This is a genomic window from Streptomyces sp. NPDC051180, assembly GCF_040689545.1.
Taxonomy (GTDB): domain Bacteria; phylum Actinomycetota; class Actinomycetes; order Streptomycetales; family Streptomycetaceae; genus Streptomyces.
Map to the genome: position 1 here is coordinate 131,654 of NZ_JBFBBC010000016.1, position 26,094 is coordinate 157,747.

Sequence of the window (26,094 nt, forward strand, 5' to 3'; positions counted from 1 at the left end):
GTCCCCCCATGTCGCCGTCTGCCTCCCCGGCCGCTTCCGCGGCCTCCGCCAAAGCCGTCACCGTTCGCAGGGCCCGCACCAGTGATGTCGCCGCGATCCGCCGACTCGTCGATCCTTTCGTCCGGCGCGGGATCCTCCTCGACAAGGCGACCGTGACCCTTTACGAGTCCATCCAGGAGTTCTGGGTCGCGGAACGCGACGAGGACGCCACCGTCGTCGGCTGCGGCGCCCTCCATGTCATGTGGGAAGACCTCGCCGAAGTCCGTACTCTCGCCGTCGACCCGGAGTTCAAGGGAGCCGGCGTCGGACATCAGGTGCTCGACAAGTTGTTGCACACCGCCCGATGGCTCGGCGTGCGGCGGCTATTCTGCCTGACCTTCGAAGTCGACTTCTTCGTGAAGCACGGCTTCGTCGAGATCGGCGAGACCCCCGTCGACGGAGATGTCTACAGCGAGCTCCTGCGTTCCTATGACGAGGGAGTCGCCGAGTTCCTCGGTCTCGAACGAGTGAAGCCGAACACCTTGGGCAACAGCCGGATGCTTCTGCACCTGTAACCCTATGTCCGAATCGCGCACGTTTCCCGCGTTGCCGGGGTTCTGAACCTCTCCCAGGGGTTTGTGTTTTTCCCGGAAAAGCGGTTTCCTTTCCGCGTACTGCATTTTCGATGAAAGGAAATCCGGTGGCACAGAAGGTTCAGGTCCTTCTTGTCGACGACCTCGACGGCGTCGAAGCGGACGAGACGGTGACGTTCGCGCTGGACGGGAAGACCTACGAGATCGACCTCACCACCGCCAACGCCGAAAAGCTCCGCGGCCTGCTGGAGCCGTACACCGCGGGCGGCCGTCGCACCGGTGGCCGCACCACCGGCGGACGCGGCAAGGGCCGTGTCGCGGCCGGCAGCCCCGACACCGCCAAGATCCGCGCGTGGGCGAAGGAGAACGGCTACGACGTGAACGACCGCGGCCGCGTGCCCGCCACCGTCAAGGCGGCCTACGAGGACGCGAACCGCTGAGGCGACAGCTGCTGAGCCGCCGGCCCACCGGTCCGGACACTCAGCAGCCGCACCCGGTGGCACTCCGCGGCGGCGGCGGCCACGAGCCGCACCAGACACGGGGCGTCCGCACCGCCCCACGGCGCGGACCGCAGGGCCGGCAGCGAGGACTCCACCTCGCGCCCCGGCACGGGGGGCCGCAGCCACACCGCGGCGCCCGGCGCGCCGGAACCGCCCCGCCCCGGGGGAAGGGGCGCGGTCATCCGGCCGTCGGCGCCCAGCGCGGCGAGATCCAGTGAGATCCCGCCCCACTCCAGCCAGTCGAGCAGTCCAGGGAGCTCCTCGGCGCTCCCCGCGGCCACCAGCAGCCGCATCCGGCGCCCCGCCAGGGCCACCGGACCCGTCGCCGCGCCCAGCCGGCGCAGGACGCCCCGGCCGGCCGGGGCGGGCAGCTCCAGGACGTCGAACCGCAGCCCCGTGACCAGCCGGACCGGCGGACCCGCCACCGTCGCCCAGCCGAGCTCGTCCTCGTACCACCGCGCGGTGCCGCCGTCGATCGGCGAGCGGGGCGGCGGGACGGTGAGGGCCATGTCCGGGGAACTCCCGCGGAGCCTCGTTGGTTACGCCCGCCGTGACACCGCGTCCCCTCCCGGTCGCGCAAGGTGTCCGGGATGAGGCGTACGAGTGCATTCGACCGCGCAAGGGTGTTCGCTGGTAGCGGAGGGAACCGGGGTGTGCCGCATGGAGTGTCCGTCCTTACGGGTAAGACATTCCTAGTGGAGAGGGGCGACTCGCGGGCTTCGGCGTCTCACGTTCGCCATCGGCGTACTGATGGCGCGGGTAACTACTTGGCCTGCGGGAACATCGTCTCGCACCATCGGGTTGGAGCATTTGTCGGCTGTTCGGCAGCAGGTCTCCCCGCGGAAGGCGGGGTGATCCGGACGGATGTCGGCAGTTGGAATGAGCGGTCCCCGCTTGCGGGACTAAGCTGCGGAAGGACAGGGAGGGGATCGACCCCTAACTGACTGACCGCTCTGAGGAGCGATTAACGATGTTCGAGAGGTTCACCGACCGCGCGCGGCGGGTTGTCGTCCTGGCTCAGGAAGAAGCCCGGATGCTCAACCACAACTACATCGGCACCGAGCACATCCTTCTGGGCCTTATCCACGAGGGTGAGGGTGTCGCCGCTAAGGCCCTGGAGAGCCTCGGGATTTCGCTCGAGGCGGTCCGCCAGCAGGTGGAGGAGATCATCGGGCAGGGCCAGCAGGCCCCGTCCGGGCACATCCCCTTCACCCCTCGTGCCAAGAAGGTCCTGGAGCTCTCGCTCCGCGAGGCCCTCCAGCTCGGCCACAACTACATCGGCACCGAGCACATCCTGCTCGGCCTGATCCGCGAGGGCGAGGGCGTCGCCGCCCAGGTCCTCGTGAAGCTGGGCGCCGACCTCAACCGGGTGCGTCAGCAGGTCATCCAGCTGCTCTCCGGCTACCAGGGCAAGGAAGCCGCCACGGCCGGCGGTCCTGCCGAGGGCACGCCCTCGACGTCCCTGGTCCTCGACCAGTTCGGCCGCAACCTCACCCAGGCGGCCCGCGAATCCAAGCTCGACCCGGTCATCGGGCGCGAGAAGGAGATCGAGCGGGTCATGCAGGTGCTGTCCCGCCGCACCAAGAACAACCCGGTGCTCATCGGCGAGCCCGGCGTCGGCAAGACCGCCGTCGTCGAGGGCCTCGCGCAGGCCATCGTCAAGGGCGAGGTGCCCGAGACCCTCAAGGACAAGCACCTCTACACCCTGGACCTCGGCGCGCTGGTCGCCGGCTCCCGCTACCGCGGTGACTTCGAGGAGCGCCTGAAGAAGGTCCTCAAGGAGATCCGCACCCGCGGCGACATCATCCTGTTCATCGACGAGCTCCACACCCTCGTGGGTGCGGGTGCCGCCGAGGGCGCGATCGACGCCGCCAGCATCCTCAAGCCGATGCTGGCCCGCGGTGAGCTCCAGACCATCGGTGCGACCACGCTGGACGAGTACCGCAAGTACCTGGAGAAGGACGCGGCCCTCGAGCGCCGCTTCCAGCCCATCCAGGTCGCCGAGCCGTCGCTGCCGCACACCATCGAGATCCTCAAGGGTCTGCGCGACCGGTACGAGGCCCACCACCGGGTCTCCATCACGGACGAGGCCCTCGTCCAGGCCGCGACCCTGGCCGACCGGTACATCTCGGACCGCTTCCTCCCGGACAAGGCGATCGACCTGATCGACGAGGCCGGCTCCCGGATGCGCATCCGCCGGATGACCGCGCCGCCGGACCTCCGCGAGTTCGACGAGAAGATCGCCGGCGTCCGCCGCGACAAGGAGTCCGCGATCGACTCGCAGGACTTCGAGAAGGCCGCCTCGCTCCGTGACAAGGAGAAGCAGCTCCTCGCCGCGAAGGCCAAGCGCGAGAAGGAGTGGAAGGCCGGCGACATGGACGTCGTCGCCGAGGTCGACGGCGAGCTGATCGCCGAGGTCCTCGCGACCGCCACCGGCATCCCGGTCTTCAAGCTGACCGAGGAGGAGTCCAGCCGCCTGCTCCGCATGGAGGACGAGCTCCACAAGCGCGTCATCGGGCAGAAGGACGCGGTCAAGGGCCTCTCGCGGGCCATCCGCCGTACCCGTGCCGGCCTGAAGGACCCGAAGCGTCCCGGCGGCTCGTTCATCTTCGCCGGTCCGTCCGGTGTCGGTAAGACCGAGCTTTCGAAGGCCCTCGCCGAATTCCTCTTCGGCGACGAGGACGCGATGATCTCCCTCGACATGTCGGAGTTCAGCGAGAAGCACACGGTTTCCCGTCTCTTCGGTTCGCCGCCCGGATACGTCGGCTACGAAGAGGGCGGCCAGCTCACCGAGAAGGTGCGCCGCAAGCCGTTCTCCGTCGTCCTCTTCGACGAGGTCGAGAAGGCCCACCCCGATATCTTCAATTCCCTTCTCCAGATCCTGGAGGACGGTCGCCTGACCGACTCCCAGGGCCGGGTCGTGGACTTCAAGAACACGGTGATCATCATGACCACCAACCTCGGGACCCGGGACATCTCGAAGGGCTTCAACCTGGGCTTCGCCGCCCAGGGCGACACGAAGTCCAACTACGAGCGGATGAAGGCGAAGGTCAGCGACGAGCTGAAGCAGCACTTCCGCCCCGAGTTCCTCAACCGCGTGGACGACATCATCGTCTTCCCGCAGCTGACGCAGGACGACATCCTCCAGATCGTCGACCTGATGATCGGCCGCGTCGACGAGCGCCTCAAGGACCGGGACATGGGCATCGAGCTCTCCCAGTCCGCGAAGGAGCTGCTCGCCAAGAAGGGTTACGACCCGGTGCTCGGCGCCCGTCCGCTGCGCCGGACGATCCAGCGCGAGATCGAGGACACGCTGTCGGAGAAGATCCTCTTCGGCGACCTCCGCCCCGGCCACATCGTGGTCGTGGACACGGAGGGCGAGGGCGAGGAGCGCGCGTTCACCTTCCGCGGCGAGGAGAAGACGGCTCTGCCGGACGCTCCGCCGATCGAGACCTCGGGCGGAGCGGGCCCGAACCTCTCGAAGGACGCGTAAGGCACCGCAGGACAAGGGGCGGCCCCGGAACCGGATGGTTCCGGGGCCGCCCCTTTTTCCGTGTCGCGGCCGCGACACGGCCGCTCACGGGGTGGTGACGACCACCTCCGGGCCCAGCGACCCGGCACCCGTCACGGGGCCCTCCGAGCGGACCGTCGCGAGCCCGCTGAGGGCGGCCAGCGGCGCGAGGTCCACCGGCTCGCCCAGGGCCGGGTACAGCCGGAGGTGCCGCAGGCCGGGGAACAGCTCGGCCAGCCGGGGGAGGGCCGACGCGTCGGCCTGGGAGAGGCGCAGGGTGTCGATCCCGGGCAGGACCGTCCCGGCGGGGCGGCCGCGCAGGTGCGAGGCCGCCAGGGCCAGCGACTCGACGGCCGGCAGCCCGGCGAGGTCGCGCCACGCCTCGGGGGAGAGGACCGGCGCGTCCCACAGGTACAGCTCGCGCAGCCGCCGCAGAGGGGCGAGTCCGCGCAGCCCGTCCTCGGGAAGCCCCGTGACGAAGAGCTGGGTCAGGGAGCCGGGGAGGTCGGCGCCCGCCCAGACGGCCCGGTGGGAGAGGTCGAGGTAGAGCTGGTCCAGCCGGGTCAGCGCCGACACGGGCCGGAGATCGGGCCGGAGCCCGGACAGTTCCAGCCGGAGGACGCGGGGGTCGCACCGCTCCAGGAGCGCCACCGTCGAGGCGGGGGAGACCCGGCGGTGGATCTGGAGCCGCTCGGGCCGCAGGCCGAGCCGGAGGAGCTCCGTTGCCTGGGCGTCGTCGTGGACCGAGTAGCGCAGGTCGGTGGGGTCCAGCCGGGCCACGACCTGTTCGGCGTAGGGGCGGGTCTCGAACCACTGCCAGGCCCAGACCAGCTGGGAGCGGACCGGGAGGGAGGCGTGGCCGGCGAACCGGGAGAGGTAGAGGAGCGCCGCGTCGCCCGGGATGTGGGAGGCGGTCACCGTCGACAGGCGGGCCGCGCGCTCGTCGGCCTCCTCCGGGCCGGGCAGCAGGTCGAGGACCATGCGGCCGGCCGTGGCCAGCTGCCGGGCCTCGTCCGCCGTGCGGGGCGGCACGATCTCCTCCGTCCTGGCCAGGACCTCCGCGCGGATCCCGGGCTCGACCTCCGTCGCGTGGTCGAGGGCCGTCGCGGCCAGCACCAGGACGCGCAGCTGGACCTCGCGGTCGTCGGTGGCGTCGGCGGCGGCGAGCAGCTCGCGCAGGATGTCGGCGCACTCCCGGGACCGGGCGTGGCCGACCGCCATGCGGATGACGTCCTCCCACTGGTCGTCGGCGGCGTGCCGGGCGAGCACGCCGATGTCCCAGCGGTCCACCAGCGCCTTGGCGGCCAGGTAGTCCTGGAACGTGCGGTGGACGAACTCCACGGTGTCCGCCGTCGGCTCGCGGAGCAGCCCGCTGCGGTGCAGGAGGTGGGTGAAGACCTTGTCCGGGCCGTACGCGGCGGCCTCGGGGACGGCCGGGAGGGCCTCGGCGACGGTTGCCTCCGCGTGGTCGCGGTCCATCTGGGTCCGGCCGTTGAGCGTCAGCCAGTACGCGAGGCGCTGGACCAGCTGGATCTGCGGGGCCTCGTCGAGGTCGACGCCGTACGGGGTGCCCATGTCCCGCTCGCGGTCGCGCCGGGACAGCAGCAGGGAGAGGGCGGCCTCGTAGAGCGCCTTGCGCCCGCGCGGCAGGAAGCCGCGCCGGTCGAGGTGGAGGGCGCAGACGAGCCCGCACATGAGGGGGCTGGTGGCGAGCCGGGCGACGTGCTCGGTGGCCCGCAGGGCGTCGAGCAGCGGCTGCTCGTACGGCTCCGCACCGGGCCCGGCGGCCCGGTGCCAGCGGCGTACGAAGGTGGCGACCTGGCCGCGGTTCATGGGGGCGAGGGTCAGCTCGGCGAAGCCGTCCCCGGCCAGCCAGTCGTCCCGCACGGCGGTGGGACGCGAGGTCACGAGCCAGCGGTTGCCGTCGTAGGCGTCGAGGAGGTCGCGGAGCCACTCGCGGGCCCGGCCCCGCTCGGCCTCCGGGATCTCGTCGATGCCGTCGACGAGGATCAGGGCGCGCCCGTCGGCGAGGATCCGCTCGGCCCAGCCGTCGGGCGGGGTGAGCGGGCAGCCGGCGGCGGAGAGGAAGCGGTCGGGGGCGGGGAGCCGCTCGCCGTGGCGGGTGAGGGCGCGCAGGGGGAGGACGAAGGGGATGCGGCCGTCGAGGTAGGCCATGCCGTCGGTGCGGACCTCGTTCGCTGCGGAGACGGTGAGCCACTGGACGAGGGTGGTCTTGCCCGAGCCGGCGAGGCCGCGCAGCAGGATCCTGTCGTGGCGGGTGAGGGCGAGGTCGGCGCGGACGGTGGCGTCCTGGTCCGGAGGGGCGGCGAGGTCGTCGGGTCCGGTGGCCGGACGGCCGGGCCCGGTCCCCTTCTCGGTCGCCTCCAGCGCCAGGTAGGCCAGGTCCAGCGGCCACGCGTCCGGTGAGTGGCGCAGGTCGAGGCCGTAGATGGTGAGGCGGCCGTGCTTCCGGGCCAGGTGGGCCAGGTAGCGGCGCTCGAACTCCGCGTCGTGGCCGTCGGCCCGCGGGGTCCGGCGGATGACCTCGTCGATCTTGGCGATGAGTTCGGACTGGCCCCGGGTCTGCTCCACCAGGCTGCGGGCGACGAAGGTGGAGCGCTGGGTGAAGAACTCCAGGATGTGCAGGCAGGCCCACTCGGTGAGGGTCTCCAGGTAGAGGACCGCGTCGGTGGAGAGGCCGTCGGGTGCGGGGGCGGCGGCCCGCAGGCGGCGGGCGAGCGCGCGGTGGCCGAGGCGTACGGCCTGGACGTCGTCCATGTCGAGGTCGCCCAGGGCGAGCAGCGTCGTGCCGAGGGTGGCGGTGACGGCGGTGGCCTCGTCCGCGGGGAAGGGGGCTTCGCCGCCCCCTTCGAGGGAGCGCTCGACCAGGGTGGCGGCGAGCCCGCGGACGTCCTTCTCGGCGAGGGTGCGCTTCTCGCCGCGGAAGGAGAGGAGCCCGGAGAGCCTGACCTTGTCGGCCCGGCCGGTGAGACCCGCCCCCGGTCCGTCGCTGACCAGCAGTTTCTTCAGGATCGGGCCGATCGCCGCCGAGGCGAGGCGTGTGCCGATGAGTGCCGGTTCCATGTGTGTCCCCCCGTGGGTCCCCGAAGCGGTCAGCGTAGTCCGGGACGGGGTTCCGGAGCCTTCGGTTGCGTGACCCAGGTCGCAATGGGGGCGGCCGGCTGGTGACAAGGCGCACAGGGGTTTCGAGGGGTACTAACCGGAATAGTGGCAGGCATTGCGCGCGATTCGGGCTTTTCGGTGCGAACCGTCGGGACCTTGGTCCCCCAGGGTCCCGAACCGGACGGGAAGTGGCCTTCCGGGCGGTTCGGGGCACCTGCGACATGGGGTTAAACAGGTTTTCTTGTGCCGGTATGTCCGGTTTCAAGACTTGAAGCCAAGGCCGTCAAGAGGCGAACTTCCGGGGAGATCGCTACGACGCTATGTCGTAGATGGGGGGTTTTGGGCTGGGCCGGGGTCCGGGTTACCAAGGATGAGCAAGCCCGACGCAGAGCCCCTTCCGCGTCGGGTCCCGTACTTCCCGGAGGTTTTCCCCCGTATGTCGAAGCGCGTCATGAACCCCGCCACCCGTACCGCCGCCGTCGCCCTCGCCGCCGCGGGTCTGGGAGCGTCGCTGGTGGCCGGAGCAGGGTCCGCCTTCGCCGCCGAGGGCAAGGCCGTCGCCCCGGTCGCCGTCACCGCGTCCGCCGCGGTCGCCGCTCAGGCCGAGACCCAGGCCCACGTCGCCGCCCAGGTGAAGGCCGCCGCCGCCAAGACCGCCGCGGCCAAGACCGCGGCCGTGAAGGCCGCGGCCGCGAAGAAGGTCGTCGCCGCGAAGAAGGCCCCCTCCTGGGTCAAGCCGGTCAGCTCCTACACGCTGAGCGCCAGCTTCAACCAGGGCGGTGCCATGTGGGCCCACAAGCACTCCGGCCAGGACTTCGCCGTCCCGGTCGGCACCCCGGTCAAGGCCGCGGCCGCCGGCACCGTCGTGAAGGCCGGCCCGAACGGCGGCGGCGACGGCCCCGCGTACGGCAACGCGATCGTCGTCAAGCACGCCAACGGCCGCTACTCGCAGTACGCCCACCTGTCGAAGATCAAGGTGCACATCGGCCAGAAGGTCGGCGCCGGCCAGCAGATCGCCCTTTCGGGCAACACCGGCAACTCCTCCGGCCCCCACCTGCACTTCGAGATCCGTACGACCCCGAACTACGGCTCCGCCGTCAACCCGGCCGCCTTCCTGCGGTCCCACGGCGTCGGCATCTGATCCGACACCGGACGACTCAGCGGGCCGGATACGCCTGACTGATCAGATCGAGGGCGACCTCGAGGACGGCTCCGTGCTTGTCCTCCGGGTCGCCCTCGACGTTCTGCATGAAGAACGTGCCCGCGTGCAGCGTGAAGATCGCGCTGACGCAGCGGACCTTGTCCACCATGGGGAGGTCCGGCTCCTGGATCAGGTCGCTGAGCGTGAGCATGCGCTCCTTGAAGGTCAGGCCGACGCTGAGCTCGCGCACGGTGGCCTGGTTCTCCTGGATGAAGCGGAAGAGCGGCTCGGCCGCGCGCAGCGCGACCTGGTACCGCCGCAGGACCTCCCGCTTGGTCTCCAGGGTGCGGGGCTGCCCCTCGGCCCAGGCGATCAGCTCGTCCATGGGCCGGGTCAGGTCCTCGAAGATCCCGATGAGGATGTCTTCCTTGGTCTTGAAGTGGTAGTACAGCGCGGCCTTGGTGACGTCGAGGCGTTCCGCGATCTCGCGCAGCGAGGTCTTCTCGTAGCCCTGTTCGGCGAAGAGGTCGAGGGCCACGTCCTGGATGCGCTGGCGGGTGTTGCCTCGGGCCTGGGCCATGGTCTCTCGCTTCCACGCTTACTTACTTGACGACCGGCTAGTGCCGCGTCTACCGTCCCCAGTGTAGTAACTAGCCGGGCGGCAAGTAAGGGAAAGACATGGCGACGAACGAGACACCCACGACGGCCGAGGGGGAAGCGCCACCTGCACGCAGTGTCCGTGTCGTCCTGCTCGCCCTGATGATCGCGATGCTGCTCGCGATGCTCGACAACATGATCATCGGCACTGCCATGCCGACGATCGTCGGCGAGCTCGGCGGCCTGGAGCACCTCTCCTGGGTCGTCACCGCGTACACCCTGGCCACCGCCGCCTCCACCCCGCTCTGGGGCAAGGTCGGCGACATGTTCGGCCGCAAGGGCGTCTTCCTCACCTCGATCGTGATCTTCCTGATCGGCTCGGCGCTCAGCGGCATGGCCCAGGACATGGGCCAGCTCATCGGCTTCCGCACCATCCAGGGCCTCGGCGCCGGCGGCCTCATGGTCGGCGTCATGGCGATCATCGGCGACCTCATCCCGCCCCGTGAGCGCGGCAAGTACCAGGGCATGATGGCCGGCGTGATGGCCCTCGCCATGATCGGCGGCCCCCTCGTCGGCGGCACCATCACCGACCACTGGGGCTGGCGCTGGTCCTTCTACATCAACCTGCCGCTCGGCGTCGTCGCCCTCGCCATGGTCACCACCGTCCTGCACCTGCCGAAGAAGCAGCGCGCGACCGGCACCCGGATCGACTTCCTCGGCGCCGGGCTGCTGACCGTCGGCATCACCGCGATCGTCCTGGTCACCACCTGGGGCGGCACGGAGTACGCCTGGGGCTCCGGCACGATCATCGGCCTCGCGGTCGGCGGCGCCGCCGCGCTCGCCGCCTTCCTCTTCGTCGAGACCCGCGCGAGCGACCCGATCATGCCGCTGCACATCTTCCGCAGCCGCAACTTCACCCTGATGTCCCTGATCGGCTTCATCACCGGCTTCGTGATGTTCGGCGCGGTCCTCTACCTGCCGATCTTCCAGCAGTCCGTCCAGGGCGCCTCGGCCACCAACTCCGGCCTGCTGCTCCTGCCGATGCTGCTGTCGATGATGGTCGTCTCGCTGGTCGTCGGCCGCGTCACCACCAGCACCGGCAAGTACAAGGTCTTCCCGATCGCCGGCGGGGCGCTCATGGTGGCCGGCCTCTTCCTGCTCTCCACCATGGACACCGGCACCTCGCGGCTGGTCTCCGGCGTCTGGATGGCCGTCCTCGGCGCGGGCATGGGCTTCCTCATGCAGATCACCATGCTGGTCGCCCAGAACAGCGTGGAGATGAAGGACATGGGCGTCGCCTCCTCCTCCACCACCCTGTTCCGGACGCTCGGCTCGTCCTTCGGCGTCGCCGTCATGGGCGCGCTCTTCACCAGCCGCGTCCAGGACGAGATGACCGCCCGCGGCGGCTCCGGGCTGACCGAGCGGACCGCACAGCTCGACGCGGCCAGCCTGGCCAAGCTGCCGGCCGCGCTCCGCGAGGCGTACCAGCACGCGGTCGCCACCGGCACCCACGGCGCCTTCCTGCTGGCCTCCGCGGTCGCCGTCCTCGGCTTCGCGCTCGCCTTCTTCGTCAAGGAGGTGACGCTCCGCGGCGCGGGACCGGCCGCGGAGCCGAAGACCGAGGCGGGCGACGACACCGCGAAGGTCGCCGAGACCGTCTGATCCCGGCACGGATACGGCGGTGGGGCGGGTCCTTCCCAGGGCCCGCCCCACCGCCGTATCCGTCCACCGCCGTATCCGTCCACCGCCGTATCGGTCCACCGCCCCGAGAGACCACCGCGCCGAGACCCCACGGACCCCCGAGACCCCACGGTCCCCCGGGACCCCACGGACCCCCGAGACCCGCAGGCTCCCCGAGGCCCGCGGATCACTCCGGCCGCAGGACCGGGAAGCTCCCCGTGTTCGTCGGGGCGTGGTCCGGCAGCCACAGGACGGCGATGGCGCCGCCGACGCCGTTCGGCGCCGCCTCGGCGGCGACGTTCCGGAAGGTCAGCCGGGCACCAAGGACCCGCGCCTGACCCGCCGCGATGGTCAGCCCCAGGCCGTGGCCCTGGCCCGCGCGGTCGCTCGTCCCGGTACGGAACCGGCTCGGCCCCTCCTTGAGGAGCGCCTCGGGGAAGCCGGGACCGTGGTCGCGGACGCGGACCACCCGGCCCTCGACGGTGACCTCCACCGGCGGCTTGCCGTGCTTGGCCGCGTTCGCCAGGAGGTTGCCGAGGACGCGCTCCAGCCGCCGCGGGTCGGTGTTCACCCACGAGTCGTGGACGACCCGGACGAGCACCTCGGGGTCGAGGGCGCGCACCCGCCGCTCCACGAACTCGCCGAGCGCGATCTCCTGGAGCTCGGCCCGCTCCGACGCGCTGTCGAGCCGGGCCACCTCCAGCACGTCCTCGACCAGCGTCCGCATCGCCTGCGCCCGGTCCCGCACCAGCTCCGTCGGACGCCCCGGCGGCAGCAGCTCGGCCGCCGTCAGGAGCCCGGTCACGGGGGTGCGCAGCTCGTGCGCGATGTCCGCGGTGACCCGCCGCTCGGCCTCGATCCGCTCGTTCAGGGCGTCGGTGAGGGCGTCGACGGCCCACGCCAGGTCGTCGGTCTCGTCGCGTACGACCCCGCCGACGGCGTCCCGCACCCGGACCCCGGTGTTCCCCTGCGCGACCCGGCCGGCCGCGACGGCGGCCTTCCGCAGCCGCCGCGAGAGCTGGCCGCCGATCAGGACGCCGAGCGCGCAGCCGCCGAAGACGACCGAGACGGAGCCGATGACCAGGGCCCGGTCCAGGTCGCTCATGATCGTCGCGCTGCGGTCGGCGAAGGGGATGTGCAGCGACAGCACGTCGCCGCTGGCCAGCGGGACCGCGGCCCACACGTCGGGCGGCCCGCCGTGCCGGTGTTCCTGCACGAACGTGCCCCGCCGCTTGTCCCGCATCAGCTGGTCGAGCTGGGGCGGCAGCGCCGGGTCGTTGATCTTCGTGCCGAAGCGGGGCTCCTTGGGCTTCGACGTCTCGTACATCCGCTGGGCGAAGAGCAGCCGCTCCATCTGGACCTCGCGCGCGTTGTCGAGCATCGAGATCCGGGCCGCGTTGTGCACGACGATGCTCAGGGTGACCGCGATGAGCGCGCCGACCGCCGCGATGGCGACGGCGATCTTCCAGCGGACCCCGGTCCTCAGGGGACGGAGCTTCACCGGACCGGGCCCGTCTCGGGCGAGGGGGCGGGGGCGGGTGTGGAGGGGAAAAGGATCATGCCGGGCTAGCTCTTGAGCTTGTAGCCGAAGCCGCGGACCGTCTCGATCCGGTCCTGGCCGATCTTGGCGCGCAGCCGCTGCACATGGACGTCGACGACCCGGGTGTCGCCGCCCCAGCCGTAGTCCCAGACCCGCTCCAGGAGCTTGTCCCGGGACAGGACGGTGCCCGGTGCGGCCGAGAACTCCAGGAGCAGCCGCATCTCGGTCGGGGTCAGGGCGACCGGCCGGCCGCTCCGGCGGACCTCCATGCCGTCGGTGTCGACCTCCAGCTCGCCGAAGGCGAGGATCCCGCCGTCGCCCGGCGCCTCCCCGTGCTCGCCGCCGGCGCCGCCCGCGTGTCCGAAGCGGCGCAGCACGGCCCGGATGCGGGCCATGAGCACGGAGCCGTCGAAGGGCTTGGTCACGTAGTCGTCGGCCCCGGCCTCCAGCCCCAGGACGACGTCGATCGAGTCGGCGCGCGCCGACAGCATGATGACGGGCACCGTGGACTCGTCGCGGATGCGGCGGCAGAGGCTGACCCCGTCCATGCCCGGCAGCATCACGTCGAGCAGCGCGATGTCCGGGCGCTGCGCCCGGAAGGCGTCCAGACCGGACAGCCCGTCGGGCATGGCGGTGACGCGGAAGCCGTCGCGCTCCAGGGCGAGCTGGGTGGCCTCACGGATCACGTCGTCGTCCTCGACGAACAGGACATGGGTTTCGGCCATCGTGCGTGCCCTTCGGGGAGTGGAGGCGGGAAGCGGAGGCGTCGGTCGGATGCGGCAGGTCGTGGGCGGGCGGTCGTCAGGGTCGGTGGGTACGGGCCGCGGCGGGGCCGCGGCTCAGTCGGCGGCCGGTGCGCTGGGCGAGGGCGTCACCCCGGGGTCGTCGCCGACCGCCCGGCTGTAGTCGTTGTGCACCCAGTCGTGCTGGGTGAACCTGTTCCCCGACCAGCGGTAGGTGATCACGTCCTCGCCCGAGGGGTACGCCACCGGGTCGCCCTCCGCGTACACCTGCTTGGTGACGACGAGGTCCCCCCGGTCGATCGTGCCGTAGACCGCCGCGTCCTCGGCCATGAAGACGTTCTCGTACCGGTCGCTGCGCATGCGGTAGACGTACGTGCCGATGCCCACGGCGTCGCCGCAGGTCATCACGTTCACGACGACGTCGGGGGCCGCCGCGTTCGTGAGGTTCCCGTAGGAGGCGTCCACCGGGTACGCGTCGGCGACGCACGGTTTCAGATCCGCCTTGAGCCGCTCGCCGATCTTCGGGTCGGCCTTGAGCAGCGCGATCGGATCCACCCGCTCGGCCGACTGCGGCCCCTCGGTCGCCGAGGCGGAGGGGGTGGGGGCGGCCGCGGCCACCTCGTCGGTGCGGGCCGCGCCCTCGTCGCGCGAGCCGGTGCCGCCGGTGGAACAGGCGGCCAGGGAGAGCCCGGCGGCGGCGACGACCAGCCCGGCCACCGCCGTCGCCCCCGTCGCCCGGGGAGTACGCCGAGGGCGGCGCCGTCCGGTCGGGAACCGGGCGTCGCCGCCGCTCGTGCCGGGGCCGCCGTCCTGGCGTCTGCCTCCGCCGTCTCCGTCGTCTACGCCGCGCACCGCTCCCGCCCCCCTTCGTCACGTCGTACGGCCGCCCGCTCCCCGGTCCGCCCCAGGGCGCGGGCGTCGAGGTCACGGCTCTCCAGCTCCTGGCGGAGCCGGGCGAGCGCGCGATGGAGCGTCGACTTCACCGTACCCGTCGACATGCCGAGCGCCGCCGCCGTCTCCTCGGTGCTCATCTGCTCCCAGTGCCGCAGGACGACGACGCTGCGCTGCTTCGGGGCCAGCACCTTCAGGACGTCCATGAGCAGCGCACGGTCGGCGTGCTGCTCGGTCGGGTCGTCGACGCACGCGTCGGGGAGCTGCTCGGTGGGCACCTCCTCCAGCTTGCGGGAGCGCCACCACTCGGTCCGGGTGTTGATCATGACCCGGCGCAGGTACGCGTCGGCCAGGGACTTGTCGGCGATGCCGTCCCAGCGGCCGAAGGTGCGGGCCAGTGCCGTCTGGAGCAGGTCCTGGGCGTCGACGGGGTCGGCGACGAGCCGGCGGGCGCTGCGCAGCAGCGCGTCCTGCCGTGTGCGTACGTACTCCTCGAAGTCGAGCACCTCGCCGTGCCTCATCCGAACCGCCTCCGATCCCCGTGACCAGCTCTGTTCCTCGTGTCGTCGCCGACGCTACGGAGCGGTTGTCACGGAGCTGTGCGGGGCAGCCGTCGGCGGACGCACGGCTACCCATCGGTTGTGTAACAGCGGGGGCGGAGAGGGTGTGGGAACGGCCCGGCGAGGGGAAGGGCGGGGGACGACGCGGCGAGCGTGCGCGCCGCCCCCACCACGGGCCGGGCAGGATCCGGGAGGCCCTAGGAAAGCGGGAGGCGGTAGAGGCCGCCGTCCAGCGGCTCGACGAGGCCGTCGGCGACGAGCCCGTCCAGGGCCCTGGCCCGCTGCACCGGCTCGTCCCAGACGACGTCCAGCGCCGCCTGGCCCACCGGGTCCGCCGACTCGCGCAGGACGGCGAGCAGCCGGCCCCGCACCTGCCGGTCGGTACCGGCGTACGTCTGGCCGCGCCGCGGCGGACCGTCGTGCGCGGGCTTCCCGGCCTGCAGCCAGGCGCACCGCTCGGCGATCGGGCAGCGCCCGCAGTCCTCGTTCTTCGCCGTGCACACCAGCGCGCCCAGCTCCATCGAGGCGGCGGCCCAGCGGGAGGCCGTCCCCTCGTCCTCGGGCAGCAGGGCCCGGGCCAGCCGCCGCTCGGCGGCCGTGGTCGCGTTCGGCGGGTACTGGACGCCGCTCGCCGCGCGCGCGAAGACCCGGCGCACGTTGGTGTCGAGGACCGCGTGCCGCTGCCCGTACGCGAAGGAGGCCACCGCCGCCGCCGTGTACTCGCCGATGCCGGGCAGCGCGAGAAGCTGTCCGTGGTCGCTGGGAACGTCGCCGCGGTGCCGTTCCGTTATGGCCACGGCCGCCGCGTGGAGCCGCAGGGCCCGGCGCGGATAGCCGAGCCGGCCCCAGGCGCGGACCGCCTCGCCGGGCGCCTCGGCGGCCAGGTCGGCCGGGCGCGGCCAGCGCGCGAGCCACTGCTCGTACACCGGCAGCACCCGGACGACCGGGGTCTGCTGGAGCATGAACTCGCTGACCATGACCCCCCAGGCGCCGGCCTCGGGGCGGCGCCAGGGAAGGTCGCGGGCGTGCCGGTCGAACCAGGCGAGGACGGGCCCGTGCAGCGAGGCGGGAAGCGCCGGGGCCACGGGGCTCTCGGAGGCGGGGGGAGTGTCGATGGAAGTCATGGCACCCCCGATCCTGGCACGTCCGCGACGTGATCAGTAAGCGCCGTGGCGTGCGCGCCGGGGCTGCTCGGAGTGCGCCGGAGCGTGTGTGGCGGCGTGCGCCGCCTGTCCGCGCCCCGCGCACCACACCACGGCCGAGTTCCGGCTCGACCTGGCCGTCCCCACCAGGGACCCCACGGGCCGCCGGGCCGCCCGCATCACGACGAAGGCGACCAGGGCGCCGACCAGCAGGCCGACGGTGACGTCGTGCGGGTAGTGCACGCCGACGAAGACCCGGGAGAACGCCATGAGCAGCGCCATCGGCACGGTCAGCCAGACGATTCCGCGCCAGGACAGGGCGAGCGCGATCGCGGCGGCGCCGGCGATGGCCGAGTGGTTGCTGGGGAAGGACCAGTCGCCGTGCGGCGGGCAGGCGACGAGCGAGGCGGGTGCCCCGGCCACCGCCCGGCAGGGCCGTTCCTCGTCGACCAGCGACTTGAACGCCTCGCTCACCACGTACCCGAAGGCGGTGGCGAGCGGGGCGAGCAGCGCGAGCGCCATCGCCCGGCTCGACCCCTCGCGCGAACGCCACCAGCCGGCCAGGAACAGCACGCCGAAGAGCAGCAGTCCGGCCTCGGTCCAGACCTCGGCGAGCCACTGGAACCAGTGGGGGGTGGAGTGGGCGAAGTCGGCGACGTCGAGATAGAGACGGTCGGAGAGGTCGAGGAGGGTGTTCATGGTGGACGACGCTAACCGGAATTCCGGGTGCCTCGCCCCGGGCCGACGGCCAGATCGACCCCCGACGAAAGGAGGGGCTCGCGATTCGCTCCGGTTCCCCCCGATTTACAGCGGGGTTCGAGGAAAAGTTCCCGGAACCCGTGGATGTGATCATCGGCAAAACTTGCCGTCTCGGGCGGCGGGTGGGGCGGGAGTTGGGCCGGATCTCTCGTAAGGTTCGGGTCGTGGGATCTTTGCGCAATCCGGTCGGGCCGCTTCCCTCCACCATCTACTGGCGACGGAGGGCGGTCGCGGTATGCCTGGTGGCGCTTCTCGCCCTGCTCGCCGTGTGGGCCGTCACCTCCGGTGGCGGGGGCGGGAAGAAGGGGAACGACGGCGCCAACGGCTCGTCGCCCACCCCGCCCTCCATCACCCCCGGTCCCTCCGGAAGCGGCCCCGCGATCAGCCAACAGCCCGGTGGACGCGACGAGTCGGACGACTCCGGCGACTCCGGTGACTCCGACGGCGCCACCACGGGCAGCGCCACGGGTGGGGACGCGGGCACCGACGGCGGCGCGGACTCCGGCACCGAGAGCGGCGGCAAGAACGGCGACACCGACGGCGCCGGCGGCGACGGCGGCGCGGGCACCGGCGCGGGCCAGCAGGTCCCGGCGAACTCCACGCTCCCGAACTGCCCCGCAGGAGCGCTGCAGTTGACGCTCCGCACCACCAAGATCTCCTACGAGGCGGGCGAGAAGCCCCGCTTCCAGCTCGTCGCCCGGAACACCTCCGCCACGGCGTGCAAGGCCGACTTCGGCCCCCGTGCCGCGGTCCTGACGATCAGCGACGCCCGGGACGACGCGGTCTGGTCCTCGGGCGACTGCCCGCGCCCCGGCAACCCGGTCCTGCTGCGCGTCCCCGCCCACTCCACCGTCACCCACACCGTGGAGTGGGACCGCGGGCGCAGCGCCCCGCAGTGCGCCACCGCCCCGGCGGGCCCGGCCGGCCCCGGCACCTACCTGGTGGAGGCCGCCATGGCCGGTGCCAAGGTGCCGCCGGCCTCCTTCAGGCTGACCAAGGACTGACGGCCCGCACCACCACCGGAACCCCCTCGGGCACGCCCAGGGGGTTCCCACGTACCGCCCATCGGGCCGTACGTACCTCCCCATCGGGCCGTACGCACGGCCCACGGGTCAGACGTACGGCCACGGGTCAGACGTACGGCCACGGGTCAGACGTGCGGCCCACGGGTCAGACGTACCGCTCCAGGATCGAGGACTCCGCGAGCCGCGACAGGCCCTCGCGGACGCTGCGGGCGCGGGCCTCGCCGACGCCGTCGACGGTCTGGAGGTCGTCCACGCTCGCCGCGAGCAGCTTCTGCAGCCCGCCGAAGTGCTCCACGAGCCGCTCGATGATCGCGCCCGGCAGCCGGGGCACCTTCGCGAGGAGCCGGTACCCGCGCGGCGACACGGCCGAGTCGAGGGTCTCCGGCGAACCGCTGTACCCCAGCGCCCGGGCCACGACCGGCAGTTCGAGCAGCTCGGTGTGGGTGAGCGCGTCCAGCTCGGTGAGCGCCTCGGCCACGGTCCGCGCGCGCTTGGCGGTGGGCTCCGGCACGTAGTCCCGGATCACCAGCTCCCGCTCCGGCTCCACGCCCGCGATCAGCTCGTCGAGCTGGAGCGAGAGGAGACGCCCGTCGGTGCCGAGCTCGACCACGTACTCCGCGATCTCGGTGGCGATCCGGCGGACCATCTCCAGGCGCTGGGCGACCGCGGTGACGTCCCGGACCGTGACCAGGTCCTCGATCTCCAGCGCGGAGAGCGTGCCGGCCACCTCGTCGAGGCGGAGCTTGTACCGCTCCAGGGTCGCGAGGGCCTGGTTGGCGCGCGACAGGATCGCGGCCGACTCCTCCAGGACCCGCCGCTCGCCGTTCACGTACAGGGCGATCAGCCGCATCGACTGCGAGACGGAGACCACCGGGAAGTTGCACTGCTTGGAGACCCGGTCGGCCGTGCGGTGCCGGGTGCCGGTCTCCTCGGTGGGGATGGAGGCGTCCGGGACCAGCTGCACGCCGGCACGGTGGATCTTGGTGATGTCCTTGTCGAGGACGAGCGCGCCGTCGAGCTTGCACAGCTCACGCAGGCGCGTGGCGGCGAACTCGACGTCCAGCACGAAACCACCGGTGGCCATCGAGTCGACCGTCTTGTCCAGGCCGAGCACGATGAGCCCGCCGGTGTTCCCCCGGAGGATCCGCTCCAGGCCGTCGCGCAGCGCGGTGCCCGGCGCGACCGCGCTCAGGGCGGCGCGCATCAGTGCTTCGTTGCCGGAGCCCGCGCCGGACTTTCCAGGAGCTGCTGCCCCGTCCTTGGCTGCCACTGCACTCCTCCGGCTCGTACGGATGGGCGAGACCAGGGCAAAGTCTAGCGACACCACCCCGCCGCCCTCCGCCCACGACCGATCCGGGGTGGTCCGAAAGGCGTCCCCACCCTGACCGGCGGCTAACCCTCGGCACCCTCCGGCGCCTTCGCACGGCGGCTGCGCGGCAGCACCCGCAGGGCGTCGCCCATGTCCGCGACCTCGGTCACCTTCATGCCCGCCGGCACCTTGCCGGGGTCCGAGGGGACCAGCGCGTGGGTGAAGCCCAGCCGGTGTGCCTCGGCGAGCCGGCGCTGTACGCCCGTCACCCGACGGACCTCGCCCGCGAGCCCCACCTCGCCGATCGCCACCAGGTTCTTCGGCAGCGGGGTGTCGCTCGCCGCGGAGGCGAGCGCGAGGGCGATCGCCAGGTCGGCGGCGGGCTCGGTGAGCTTCACCCCGCCCACGGTCGCGCTGTAGATGTCCCGCTTGCCCAGCGCGCTGATCCGGCCCCGCTGCTCCAGCACCGCCAGCATCATCGAGACCCGGGAGGTCTCCAGACCGGAGGTGGTCCGCCGCGGCGACGGGATCTGCGAGTCCACCGTCAGCGCCTGCACCTCGGCGACCAGCGGGCGGCGGCCCTCCAGGGTGACCGTCAGGCAGGTGCCCGGCACGGCCACGTCGCGGCGGGTCAGGAAGAGGCCCGAGGGGTCGGCCAGGCCCGTGATGCCCTCGTCGTGCAGCTCGAAGCAGCCGACCTCGTCGGTCGCCCCGTACCGGTTCTTCACGCCCCGGACCAGGCGCAGCCGCGCGTGCCGGTCGCCCTCGAAGCTCAGGACCACGTCGACGAGGTGCTCCAGGAGGCGCGGGCCCGCGATGGCCCCGTCCTTGGTGACGTGGCCGACGAGGAGCGTGGACATCCCGCGCTCCTTGGAGGCCCGGATCAGCGCCCCGGCGACCTCGCGGACCTGCGCCATGCCGCCGGGCGCGCCGTCGATCTCCGGGGAGGCCACGGTCTGCACCGAGTCCATGATCAGCAGCGACGGCTTCACCGCGTCGAGGTGGCCGAGGACGGCGGACAGGTCGGTCTCGGCCGCCAGGTACAGATGGTCGCTCAGCGCGTTGATCCGGTCGGCGCGCAGCCGGACCTGGCTCGCGGACTCCTCGCCCGTCACGTACAGGGTGCGGTGCTCGTCGCTCGCCGCCTTCGCCGCGACGTCGAGCAGCAGCGTCGACTTGCCGACGCCCGGCTCGCCCGCGAGCAGCACGACGGCACCGGGCACGAGACCCCCGCCGAGGACCCGGTCCAGCTCGTCGACGCCGGTCGACCGCGCCGTCGCCTGCCGGCCGTCGATCTGGGCGATGGGGACGGCCGCGGTGGAGACCCGGCCGGCCGCGGTCGTCCGGACGGCGGGCGCGCCGTACTCCTCGACCGTCCCCCATGCCTGGCACTCGGGGCAGCGGCCGAGCCACTTGGCCGTCTGCCAGCCGCACTCCGTGCAGCGGTAGGAGGGCCGTTCCTTGGCGGATTTCGTACGGGCAGCCATGTCCCTCACCGTATCCGCCGCCACCGACAACGGGCCGCCGTCCTCCACAGGGGGGAACGCCACGCCGTCGGAACGCCCGTGTCGTGTCCCCTTTCGAGCGATAGCTTCACCCGTAAGAATGAGAATGGCTCAACCGGTACGAAGAGTGCCCCTCGGCTTGCCTACGGTCGCCCAGTGACGAGCAGCAGGCTGGATTCCCCCACAGGCACCACCGGCGCCCACCGGGCGCACCGCGCCGCGGACCGGGGACCGCGGACGCTCGGCCGGCGGCCCCCCGCCCGCTACGAGGCCGCCCTCGACGGCCTCTTCACGTACTGCCTCTCCGTGCTCTGCGACCACGACACGGCCACCGCCGTCCTCGGCGACGTCCTCGCCGTCGCCGAGCGCCACCACGGCCGCTGCCCCTCCGACGAGGACGGCCGCACGGCCTGGCTGTACGCCCTCGCCCGCTGGGCCTGCCTGCGCAGCCTCGGCGAGCAGCGCCGCAAGCGCCAGGGGGCCCACACCGGCCGCCCCGCCGTCACCGCCCCCGAACCTCCCCGGGTCTCCGACGAGACCGCCGACCGGCGCCGCGCCGAACTCGCCGCGCTCGCCTGGCCCGAGGCGGCCGGCACCACCCCCGAGCAGCGCGAGGCCCTGGAGCTCGCCGTCCGGCACGGCCTCAGCCGCCGCCAGGTCGCCGCCGTCCTCTCCCTGGACCCGCCCGCCGCCCGCGACCTCCTCGCCACCGCCGGCTGCGAGGTCGAGCGGACCCGGGCCGCCCTCGCCGTCGTCGAGACGGGCGGCTGCCCCACCGTCGCCCGGCTCACCGGCGACCACCGGGTGCTCCTCTCGGCCGCGCTGCGCGCCGAGCTCGTCCGGCACGTCGACGACTGCCCGCGCTGCCGGCGGGTGGCCGAGCGCGTCGGCACCGGCGGCCCCTGGCCCGGCGGCTCCGCGCTTCCCCCGGCCCGGCTGCCGCTCGTCGAGGCGCCCCGGGCGGCCGCGTACATGGCGATGCTCCACGTCCCGCGCGCGCGTGCCGGCGCCCCGCGCTTCGCCCCCACCGGGTTCCCCATGGACCCCAAGGACCACGTGGCCCGCCGCGACCGCATGCGGGCCCGCGCGGTGACGACCACCGTCGTCGCGGCCGTCGTCGCCGCTCCCGTCCTCGCCCTGTGGACCTCCTACCGGGGCACGCCGGTCGTGGACGCGAGCGGCCGCGAGGGAGCCCGGGTCAGCGCTCCCGAGTCCGACGGGACGGCCGACCCGGACGGCCGCCACTACGAGAACGCGGGCAACGCCCGGGCCACCCCCGAGCCCCGCTTCACCCAGGGCAGCCGCGCCCCCGACGTCTCCGTCGAGGTCGTCAGCCCCGGCGGACCGCCCGCCCCGTCCCGCCCCGGCGAGCCCGCCGCCGGCTGGATCACCGTCACCGCGCGCGGCCACGGCGACCTGACGCTCCTCACGCTCACCGCGTCCGGCGGCTCCCCCGTCGACTGGTCGCTGTGGACGGACGCGCCCTGGCTGTACGTGACCCGGGCCTCGGGCACGCTCGCCCCCGGCGAGTCGGTCACCGTCACCGTCCGCGTCGACCACGGCCGCGCCCCCCTCGGCGCCTGGAGCGCACGGATCGGTGTGAACCCGTCGGGCGCCGTGGTGCGGATCGACGGCTACCGGCCGCCGCCGCCGACGGACGACCGGGTGATCACGCCCCCGCCGGTCACGACGACCGAGCCGACCACGCCTCCTACGTCCCCGCCGACGACCGAGCCGACCACCCCGCCCACGTCCCCGCCGACCACGGAACCGACCACCCCGCCGACGACCGAGCCCACGACCCCGCCGACGACGGAGCCCACCACCGAACCGACGACCCCGCCGCCGACCGGAGAGGACCCCCCGCCGACGACCTCGGACCCGGGCACGCCGCCGTCTTCGGGGGACCCGTCCTCCTGAAGGGCGTCCCGCCGATCCTGCCGGGCTCGCGGACAGACACCTTGCCCGGCCCTGTGACGGGCCGGGTCACGACGGCCCGAGACCGGGGGCCGGACCCCCGGTCTCGGGCCGGACGCCTAGACCGCCGGGTCCGCCGGGTGCGGGGCCACCAGCGGCAGCTGCGAGGCGAGCCGCGCCTCGCACAGGCCGGCCAGCACCTCGTACGCCTCCTGGCCCATCATCTCGACGAGCTCCGGCCGGTACGAGACGTAGACCGGCTCGCCGCCCACGTGCGCCGAGGTCGCCGTCGTGCAGTACCAGTGCAGGTCGTGGCCGCCCGGGCCCCAGCCGCGCCGGTCGTACTCGCCGATCGACACCTGGAGCACCCGGCTGTCGTCGGGGCGGTCGATCCAGTCGTACGTCCGTCGCACCGGCAGCTGCCAGCACACGTCCGGCTTGGTCTCCAGCGGCTCCCGGCCCTCCTTCATCGCCAGGATGTGCAGCGAGCACCCCGCGCCCCCGGCGAAACCGGGACGGTTCTGGAAGATGCAGGACCCCTCCCAGCGGCGGGTCTGCCGGTCGCCGTCCTCGTCGAGCTGGACCCAGCCCGTCTCGCTGCCGACGTCGTGGAACTGCCACAGCTCCGGCGTGAGCCGCGCCACGTGCTCGGCGACCCGCTTCTCGTCGTCGTCGTCGGAGAAGTGCGCCCCCAGCGTGCAGCAGCCGTCGTCCGCCCGGCCCTCCTGGATGCCCTGGCAGCCGTTGCCGAAGATGCAGGTCCAGCGGGAGGTCAGCCAGGTCAGGTCACAGCGGAAGAGCTGCTCCTCGTCGGCCGGATCGGGGAACTCGACCCACGCGCGCGCGAAGTCCAGCCCCTTCTCGTCCGGTTCCTCCGTCCTGCCCCGCTTCTGCTTCCCGACCTTGACCGCCTTCACGGCCTTCGCCGCGTGCGCGGTCCTGGCGGCCTTCGCTCCGCCGTCGCCGCCACGGTCTTTGTCCGGCTTCGCCTTCTTCGTCTTTGGCACAACACCAAGCGTATGACGGTGGGCGCAGTAGCGTTCCGCCCATGAGACTCGGAGTCCTCGACGTCGGTTCGAACACAGTGCACCTCCTGGTGGTGGACGCCCACCCCGGCGCCCGCCCCCTGCCCGCCCATTCCCACAAGGCGGAGCTCCGGCTCGCCGAACTCCTCGACGAGCGGGGCGCGATCGCACCCGACGGCGTCGAGCGGCTCATCGCGACCGTCCGGGACGCGCTCCTGGCCGCCGAGGACAAGGGCTGCGAGGAGGTGCTGCCGTTCGCCACCTCCGCCGTGCGCGAGGCCAGCAACGCCGACGCCGTCCTCGCCCGGGTCAGGGACGAGACCGGGGTGGACCTCCAGGTCCTCACCGGCGAGGAGGAGGCCCGCCTCACCTTCCTCGCCGCCCGCCGCTGGTTCGGCTGGTCCGCCGGGAAGCTGCTCCTCCTCGACATCGGAGGCGGCTCCCTCGAAGTCGCCTACGGCATCGACGAGGACCCGGACGCCGCCGTCTCCCTGCCGCTCGGCGCGGGCCGGCTCACCGCCGGATGGCTTCCGGGCGACCCGGCGGCCGGCGACGACGTCAAGGCGCTCCGCCGCCATGTGCGCGCCCAGATCGCCCGTACGGTCGGGGAGTTCAGCCGCTTCGGCCGACCCGACCACATCGTCGCCACCTCCAAGACCTTCAAGCAGCTCGCCAGGATCGCCGGCGCGCCCGGCTCCGGCGAGGGCCTCTACGTGCAGCGGATCCTCACCCGGAAGTCCCTGGAGGAGTGGGTCCCGCGCCTCGCCGGGATGACCGCCCCCGAGCGCGCCGCCCTGCCGGGCGTCTCCGAGGGCCGTGCCGGCCAGCTCCTCGCCGGCGCCCTGGTCGCGGAGGGCGCCATGGACCTGCTCGGCGTCGAGGAGCTGGAGATCTGCCCCTGGGCGCTGCGCGAGGGCGTCATCCTGCGGCGCCTGGACCACCTGCCGGAGCACTGACGCGACCGGGCGTGACCGGGCGTGACCCGGGGGGCCGGACCGGGCGTGACCTGAACCACCCTCCGGCCCCCCGGCCCGCCCCGTACCCTGTCCCCGTGGCAGAACCAGTGGTGCGCATCCCGGATGCGAAGGTCGCCCTGTCGACGGCCTCGGTCTATCCGGAGTCGACGGCGACGGCCTTCGAGATCGCCGCGCGCCTCGGCTACGACGGTGTCGAGGTCATGGTGTGGACCGATCCGGTCAGCCAGGACGTCGAGGCGCTGCGCCGCCTCTCCGACTACCACCAGGTCCCGATCCTGGCCGTGCACGCCCCCTGCCTCCTCATCACCCAGCGCGTCTGGTCCACCGATCCCTGGGTCAAGCTCCGCCGGGCGCAGGCCGCCGCCGAGCGGCTCGGCGCGTCGACGGTGGTCGTCCACCCCCCGTTCCGCTGGCAGCGGCAGTACGCCAAGGAGTTCGTCTCCGGCATCTGGCGGATGGCGGACGAGACCGACGTCCGGTTCGCCGTCGAGAACATGTACCCGTGGCGGTACAAGGACCGCGAGATGCTCGCGTACGCCCCCGAGTGGGACGTCACCAAGGACGACTACCGGCACTTCACCGTCGACCTCTCGCACACCGCGACCGCCCGCACCGACGCCCTGGCGATGATCGACCGCATGGGCGACCGGCTCGGCCACGTCCACCTCGCCGACGGCAAGGGCTCCGCGAAGGACGAGCACCTCGTCCCCGGGCGCGGCACCCAGCCCTGCGCCGAGCTCCTGGAGCGGCTCGCGCTCACCGGCTTCGACGGACACGTCGTCATCGAGGTCAACACCCGCCGCGCGATGTCAGCCGCCGAACGCGAGGCCGACCTCGCCGAGGCGCTGGCCTTCACCCGGCTCCACCTCGCCTCCGCGGCCCGCCCCTCCGGGGTGCCGCGGCCGTGACGGAACCGGCTCCGCGCCGGCGCGGCCGCCCCTCCCGTACCGAGGAGGAGAGCGGACCGGGCGCGCGGGAACGCATCCTGGAGGCGGCCCGCGCCGAGTTCGCGGAACGCGGGTACGACAAGGCGTCGGTCCGCGGCATCGCCCGCGCGGCCGGTGTGGACCCGGCGCTCGTGCACCACTACTTCGGGACCAAGGACGACGTCTTCGCCGCCGCGATCGAGGTGTCCTTCGAGCCCGCGGCCGTCGTCCCGGCGATCGTCGCCGGCCCGCGCGACGCCCTCGGCGAGCGGCTCGCACGGTTCTTCATCGGCGTCTGGGAGAACCCGGTCAGCCGCGCCCCGCTCCTCGCGACCGTCCGCTCCGCGCTGACCCACGAGGCGGCGGCCAAGGTGCTGCGTACCTTCGTGCTCCGCCGGCTCCTGGAGCGGATCGCCGCCGAGCTGGACGTGCCGGACCCGGCCCTCCGCGCGGAGCTGGCCGCCTCCCAGATGATCGGCGTCGTGATCATGCGGTACGTGATCCAGGTCGAGCCGCTGGCCTCCGCGGACCCGGAGGAGATCGTGGCCCAGGTGGCCCCGACCCTCCAGCGCTACCTGACCGAAGACTGAACAGCCGTCCCGAATCCCGGACACCCTGTCCAGATCTTGGAGCGTCGGCGTACGCTCGAAT

Annotated in this window: 22 protein-coding genes; 10 read left to right on the forward strand and 12 right to left on the reverse strand. The window is 72.8% G+C overall.

Annotated elements, in window-relative coordinates:
* Window positions 1-8 precede the first annotated feature (8 nt).
* Window positions 9-554: an amino-acid N-acetyltransferase gene (locus AB0424_RS25870; protein WP_366308925.1), complete on the forward strand. Its 546-nt coding sequence runs from the start codon at window positions 9-11 to the stop codon at window positions 552-554.
* 125 nt (window positions 555-679) lie between these two features.
* Complete coding sequence (locus AB0424_RS25875; RefSeq protein WP_017240029.1) at window positions 680-1,012, forward strand: Lsr2 family protein; 333 nt, start codon at window positions 680-682, stop codon at window positions 1,010-1,012.
* Here AB0424_RS25875 and AB0424_RS25880 read toward each other — a convergent pair.
* Window positions 991-1,581 (reverse strand): SCO3374 family protein, encoded by a 591-nt coding sequence (locus tag AB0424_RS25880; RefSeq protein ID WP_366308926.1) that lies wholly within the window; start codon window positions 1,579-1,581, stop codon window positions 991-993. The genes AB0424_RS25875 and AB0424_RS25880 overlap by 22 nt on opposite strands.
* 461 nt (window positions 1,582-2,042) lie before the next feature.
* On the opposite strand from AB0424_RS25880, the gene AB0424_RS25885 reads away from it, so the two are divergent.
* Window positions 2,043-4,565: an ATP-dependent Clp protease ATP-binding subunit gene (locus tag AB0424_RS25885; RefSeq protein ID WP_366308927.1), complete on the forward strand. Its 2,523-nt coding sequence runs from the start codon at window positions 2,043-2,045 to the stop codon at window positions 4,563-4,565.
* Window positions 4,566-4,649: 84 nt separating this feature from the next.
* Here the strand turns inward: AB0424_RS25885 and AB0424_RS25890 are convergent, their stop codons facing one another.
* Window positions 4,650-7,667, reverse strand: coding sequence for an NACHT domain-containing protein (locus tag AB0424_RS25890; protein ID WP_366308928.1), 3,018 nt, complete (start codon window positions 7,665-7,667; stop codon window positions 4,650-4,652).
* A 475-nt stretch (window positions 7,668-8,142) separates the two neighbouring features.
* Here AB0424_RS25890 and AB0424_RS25895 point away from each other — a divergent pair, with 475 nt between their 5' ends.
* Complete coding sequence (locus AB0424_RS25895; RefSeq protein ID WP_366308929.1) at window positions 8,143-8,847, forward strand: M23 family metallopeptidase; 705 nt, start codon at window positions 8,143-8,145, stop codon at window positions 8,845-8,847.
* Window positions 8,848-8,863: 16 nt separating this feature from the next.
* Here AB0424_RS25895 and AB0424_RS25900 read toward each other — a convergent pair whose 3' ends face one another.
* A complete protein-coding gene (locus tag AB0424_RS25900) occupies window positions 8,864-9,427 on the reverse strand; it encodes a helix-turn-helix domain-containing protein (RefSeq protein ID WP_366308930.1) in 564 nt (187 codons plus the stop codon).
* 98 nt (window positions 9,428-9,525) lie between these two features.
* Between AB0424_RS25900 and AB0424_RS25905 the strand changes: the two genes are divergently transcribed.
* The gene (locus AB0424_RS25905) at window positions 9,526-11,106 is read left to right on the forward strand and encodes an MDR family MFS transporter (RefSeq protein ID WP_366308931.1); all 1,581 of its coding nucleotides are present in this window, start codon (window positions 9,526-9,528) and stop codon (window positions 11,104-11,106) included.
* Between the two features lie 205 nt (window positions 11,107-11,311).
* Here AB0424_RS25905 and cseC read toward each other — a convergent pair whose 3' ends face one another.
* The 6 genes from cseC to AB0424_RS25935 form a co-directional block, all read right to left on the reverse strand.
* Window positions 11,312-12,625: a two-component system sensor histidine kinase CseC gene (gene cseC, locus AB0424_RS25910; RefSeq protein ID WP_366308932.1), complete on the reverse strand. Its 1,314-nt coding sequence runs from the start codon at window positions 12,623-12,625 to the stop codon at window positions 11,312-11,314.
* A 65-nt stretch (window positions 12,626-12,690) separates the two neighbouring features.
* Window positions 12,691-13,389 (reverse strand): two-component system response regulator CseB, encoded by a 699-nt coding sequence (gene cseB, locus AB0424_RS25915; RefSeq protein WP_366308933.1) that lies wholly within the window; start codon window positions 13,387-13,389, stop codon window positions 12,691-12,693.
* A 114-nt stretch (window positions 13,390-13,503) separates the two neighbouring features.
* Window positions 13,504-14,124 carry a hypothetical protein gene (locus AB0424_RS25920; RefSeq protein WP_366308934.1) on the reverse strand — a complete coding sequence of 207 codons (621 nt, stop codon included), beginning with the start codon at window positions 14,122-14,124 and terminating at the stop codon, window positions 13,504-13,506.
* A gap of 122 nt (window positions 14,125-14,246) precedes the next feature.
* Entirely contained in the window at window positions 14,247-14,819 is a 573-nt protein-coding gene (locus AB0424_RS25925; protein WP_366308935.1) for a SigE family RNA polymerase sigma factor, read from the reverse strand.
* 236 nt (window positions 14,820-15,055) lie between these two features.
* The gene (locus tag AB0424_RS25930) at window positions 15,056-15,982 is read right to left on the reverse strand and encodes an A/G-specific adenine glycosylase (RefSeq protein WP_366308936.1); all 927 of its coding nucleotides are present in this window, start codon (window positions 15,980-15,982) and stop codon (window positions 15,056-15,058) included.
* Window positions 15,983-16,015: 33 nt separating this feature from the next.
* Window positions 16,016-16,699, reverse strand: coding sequence for a phosphatase PAP2 family protein (locus AB0424_RS25935; RefSeq protein ID WP_366308937.1), 684 nt, complete (start codon window positions 16,697-16,699; stop codon window positions 16,016-16,018).
* A gap of 224 nt (window positions 16,700-16,923) precedes the next feature.
* Between AB0424_RS25935 and AB0424_RS25940 the strand changes: the two genes are divergently transcribed.
* The gene (locus AB0424_RS25940) at window positions 16,924-17,763 is read left to right on the forward strand and encodes a hypothetical protein (protein ID WP_366308938.1); all 840 of its coding nucleotides are present in this window, start codon (window positions 16,924-16,926) and stop codon (window positions 17,761-17,763) included.
* Between the two features lie 166 nt (window positions 17,764-17,929).
* Here AB0424_RS25940 and disA read toward each other — a convergent pair whose 3' ends face one another.
* Window positions 17,930-19,054: a DNA integrity scanning diadenylate cyclase DisA gene (gene disA / locus AB0424_RS25945; RefSeq protein WP_366308939.1), complete on the reverse strand. Its 1,125-nt coding sequence runs from the start codon at window positions 19,052-19,054 to the stop codon at window positions 17,930-17,932.
* A 122-nt stretch (window positions 19,055-19,176) separates the two neighbouring features.
* Window positions 19,177-20,580, reverse strand: coding sequence for a DNA repair protein RadA (radA, locus tag AB0424_RS25950; RefSeq protein WP_366308940.1), 1,404 nt, complete (start codon window positions 20,578-20,580; stop codon window positions 19,177-19,179).
* A 174-nt stretch (window positions 20,581-20,754) separates the two neighbouring features.
* Here radA and AB0424_RS25955 point away from each other — a divergent pair, with 174 nt between their 5' ends.
* The gene (locus AB0424_RS25955) at window positions 20,755-22,518 is read left to right on the forward strand and encodes a hypothetical protein (protein WP_366308941.1); all 1,764 of its coding nucleotides are present in this window, start codon (window positions 20,755-20,757) and stop codon (window positions 22,516-22,518) included.
* Window positions 22,519-22,634: 116 nt separating this feature from the next.
* Here AB0424_RS25955 and AB0424_RS25960 read toward each other — a convergent pair whose 3' ends face one another.
* Entirely contained in the window at window positions 22,635-23,432 is a 798-nt protein-coding gene (locus tag AB0424_RS25960) for a hypothetical protein (RefSeq protein WP_366308960.1), read from the reverse strand.
* A gap of 131 nt (window positions 23,433-23,563) precedes the next feature.
* On the opposite strand from AB0424_RS25960, the gene AB0424_RS25965 reads away from it, so the two are divergent.
* The 3 genes from AB0424_RS25965 to AB0424_RS25975 all read left to right on the forward strand — a co-directional run bounded on the left by AB0424_RS25965 (window position 23,564) and on the right by AB0424_RS25975 (window position 26,033).
* Complete coding sequence (locus AB0424_RS25965) at window positions 23,564-24,496, forward strand: Ppx/GppA phosphatase family protein (protein ID WP_366308942.1); 933 nt, start codon at window positions 23,564-23,566, stop codon at window positions 24,494-24,496.
* A 95-nt stretch (window positions 24,497-24,591) separates the two neighbouring features.
* Complete coding sequence (locus AB0424_RS25970) at window positions 24,592-25,425, forward strand: sugar phosphate isomerase/epimerase (RefSeq protein ID WP_366308943.1); 834 nt, start codon at window positions 24,592-24,594, stop codon at window positions 25,423-25,425.
* Complete coding sequence (locus tag AB0424_RS25975; protein ID WP_366308944.1) at window positions 25,422-26,033, forward strand: TetR family transcriptional regulator; 612 nt, start codon at window positions 25,422-25,424, stop codon at window positions 26,031-26,033. Before AB0424_RS25970 ends, AB0424_RS25975 begins: the two co-directional genes overlap by 4 nt.
* Window positions 26,034-26,094 lie beyond the last annotated feature (61 nt).

Coding starts and splice junctions, on each gene's coding strand:
- AB0424_RS25935 (WP_366308937.1), bottom strand. CDS start 16,699: ATGAACACCCTCCTCGACCTCTCCGACCGTCTCTATCTCGACGTCGCC.
- AB0424_RS25885 (WP_366308927.1), top strand. CDS start 2,043: ATGTTCGAGAGGTTCACCGACCGCGCGCGGCGGGTTGTCGTCCTGGCT.
- AB0424_RS25905 (WP_366308931.1), top strand. CDS start 9,526: ATGGCGACGAACGAGACACCCACGACGGCCGAGGGGGAAGCGCCACCT.
- AB0424_RS25870 (WP_366308925.1), top strand. CDS start 9: ATGTCGCCGTCTGCCTCCCCGGCCGCTTCCGCGGCCTCCGCCAAAGCC.
- AB0424_RS25965 (WP_366308942.1), top strand. CDS start 23,564: ATGAGACTCGGAGTCCTCGACGTCGGTTCGAACACAGTGCACCTCCTG.
- AB0424_RS25880 (WP_366308926.1), bottom strand. CDS start 1,581: ATGGCCCTCACCGTCCCGCCGCCCCGCTCGCCGATCGACGGCGGCACC.
- AB0424_RS25925 (WP_366308935.1), bottom strand. CDS start 14,819: ATGAGGCACGGCGAGGTGCTCGACTTCGAGGAGTACGTACGCACACGG.
- radA (WP_366308940.1), bottom strand. CDS start 20,580: ATGGCTGCCCGTACGAAATCCGCCAAGGAACGGCCCTCCTACCGCTGC.
- AB0424_RS25930 (WP_366308936.1), bottom strand. CDS start 15,982: ATGACTTCCATCGACACTCCCCCCGCCTCCGAGAGCCCCGTGGCCCCG.
- cseB (WP_366308933.1), bottom strand. CDS start 13,389: ATGGCCGAAACCCATGTCCTGTTCGTCGAGGACGACGACGTGATCCGT.
- AB0424_RS25890 (WP_366308928.1), bottom strand. CDS start 7,667: ATGGAACCGGCACTCATCGGCACACGCCTCGCCTCGGCGGCGATCGGC.
- AB0424_RS25895 (WP_366308929.1), top strand. CDS start 8,143: ATGTCGAAGCGCGTCATGAACCCCGCCACCCGTACCGCCGCCGTCGCC.
- AB0424_RS25900 (WP_366308930.1), bottom strand. CDS start 9,427: ATGGCCCAGGCCCGAGGCAACACCCGCCAGCGCATCCAGGACGTGGCC.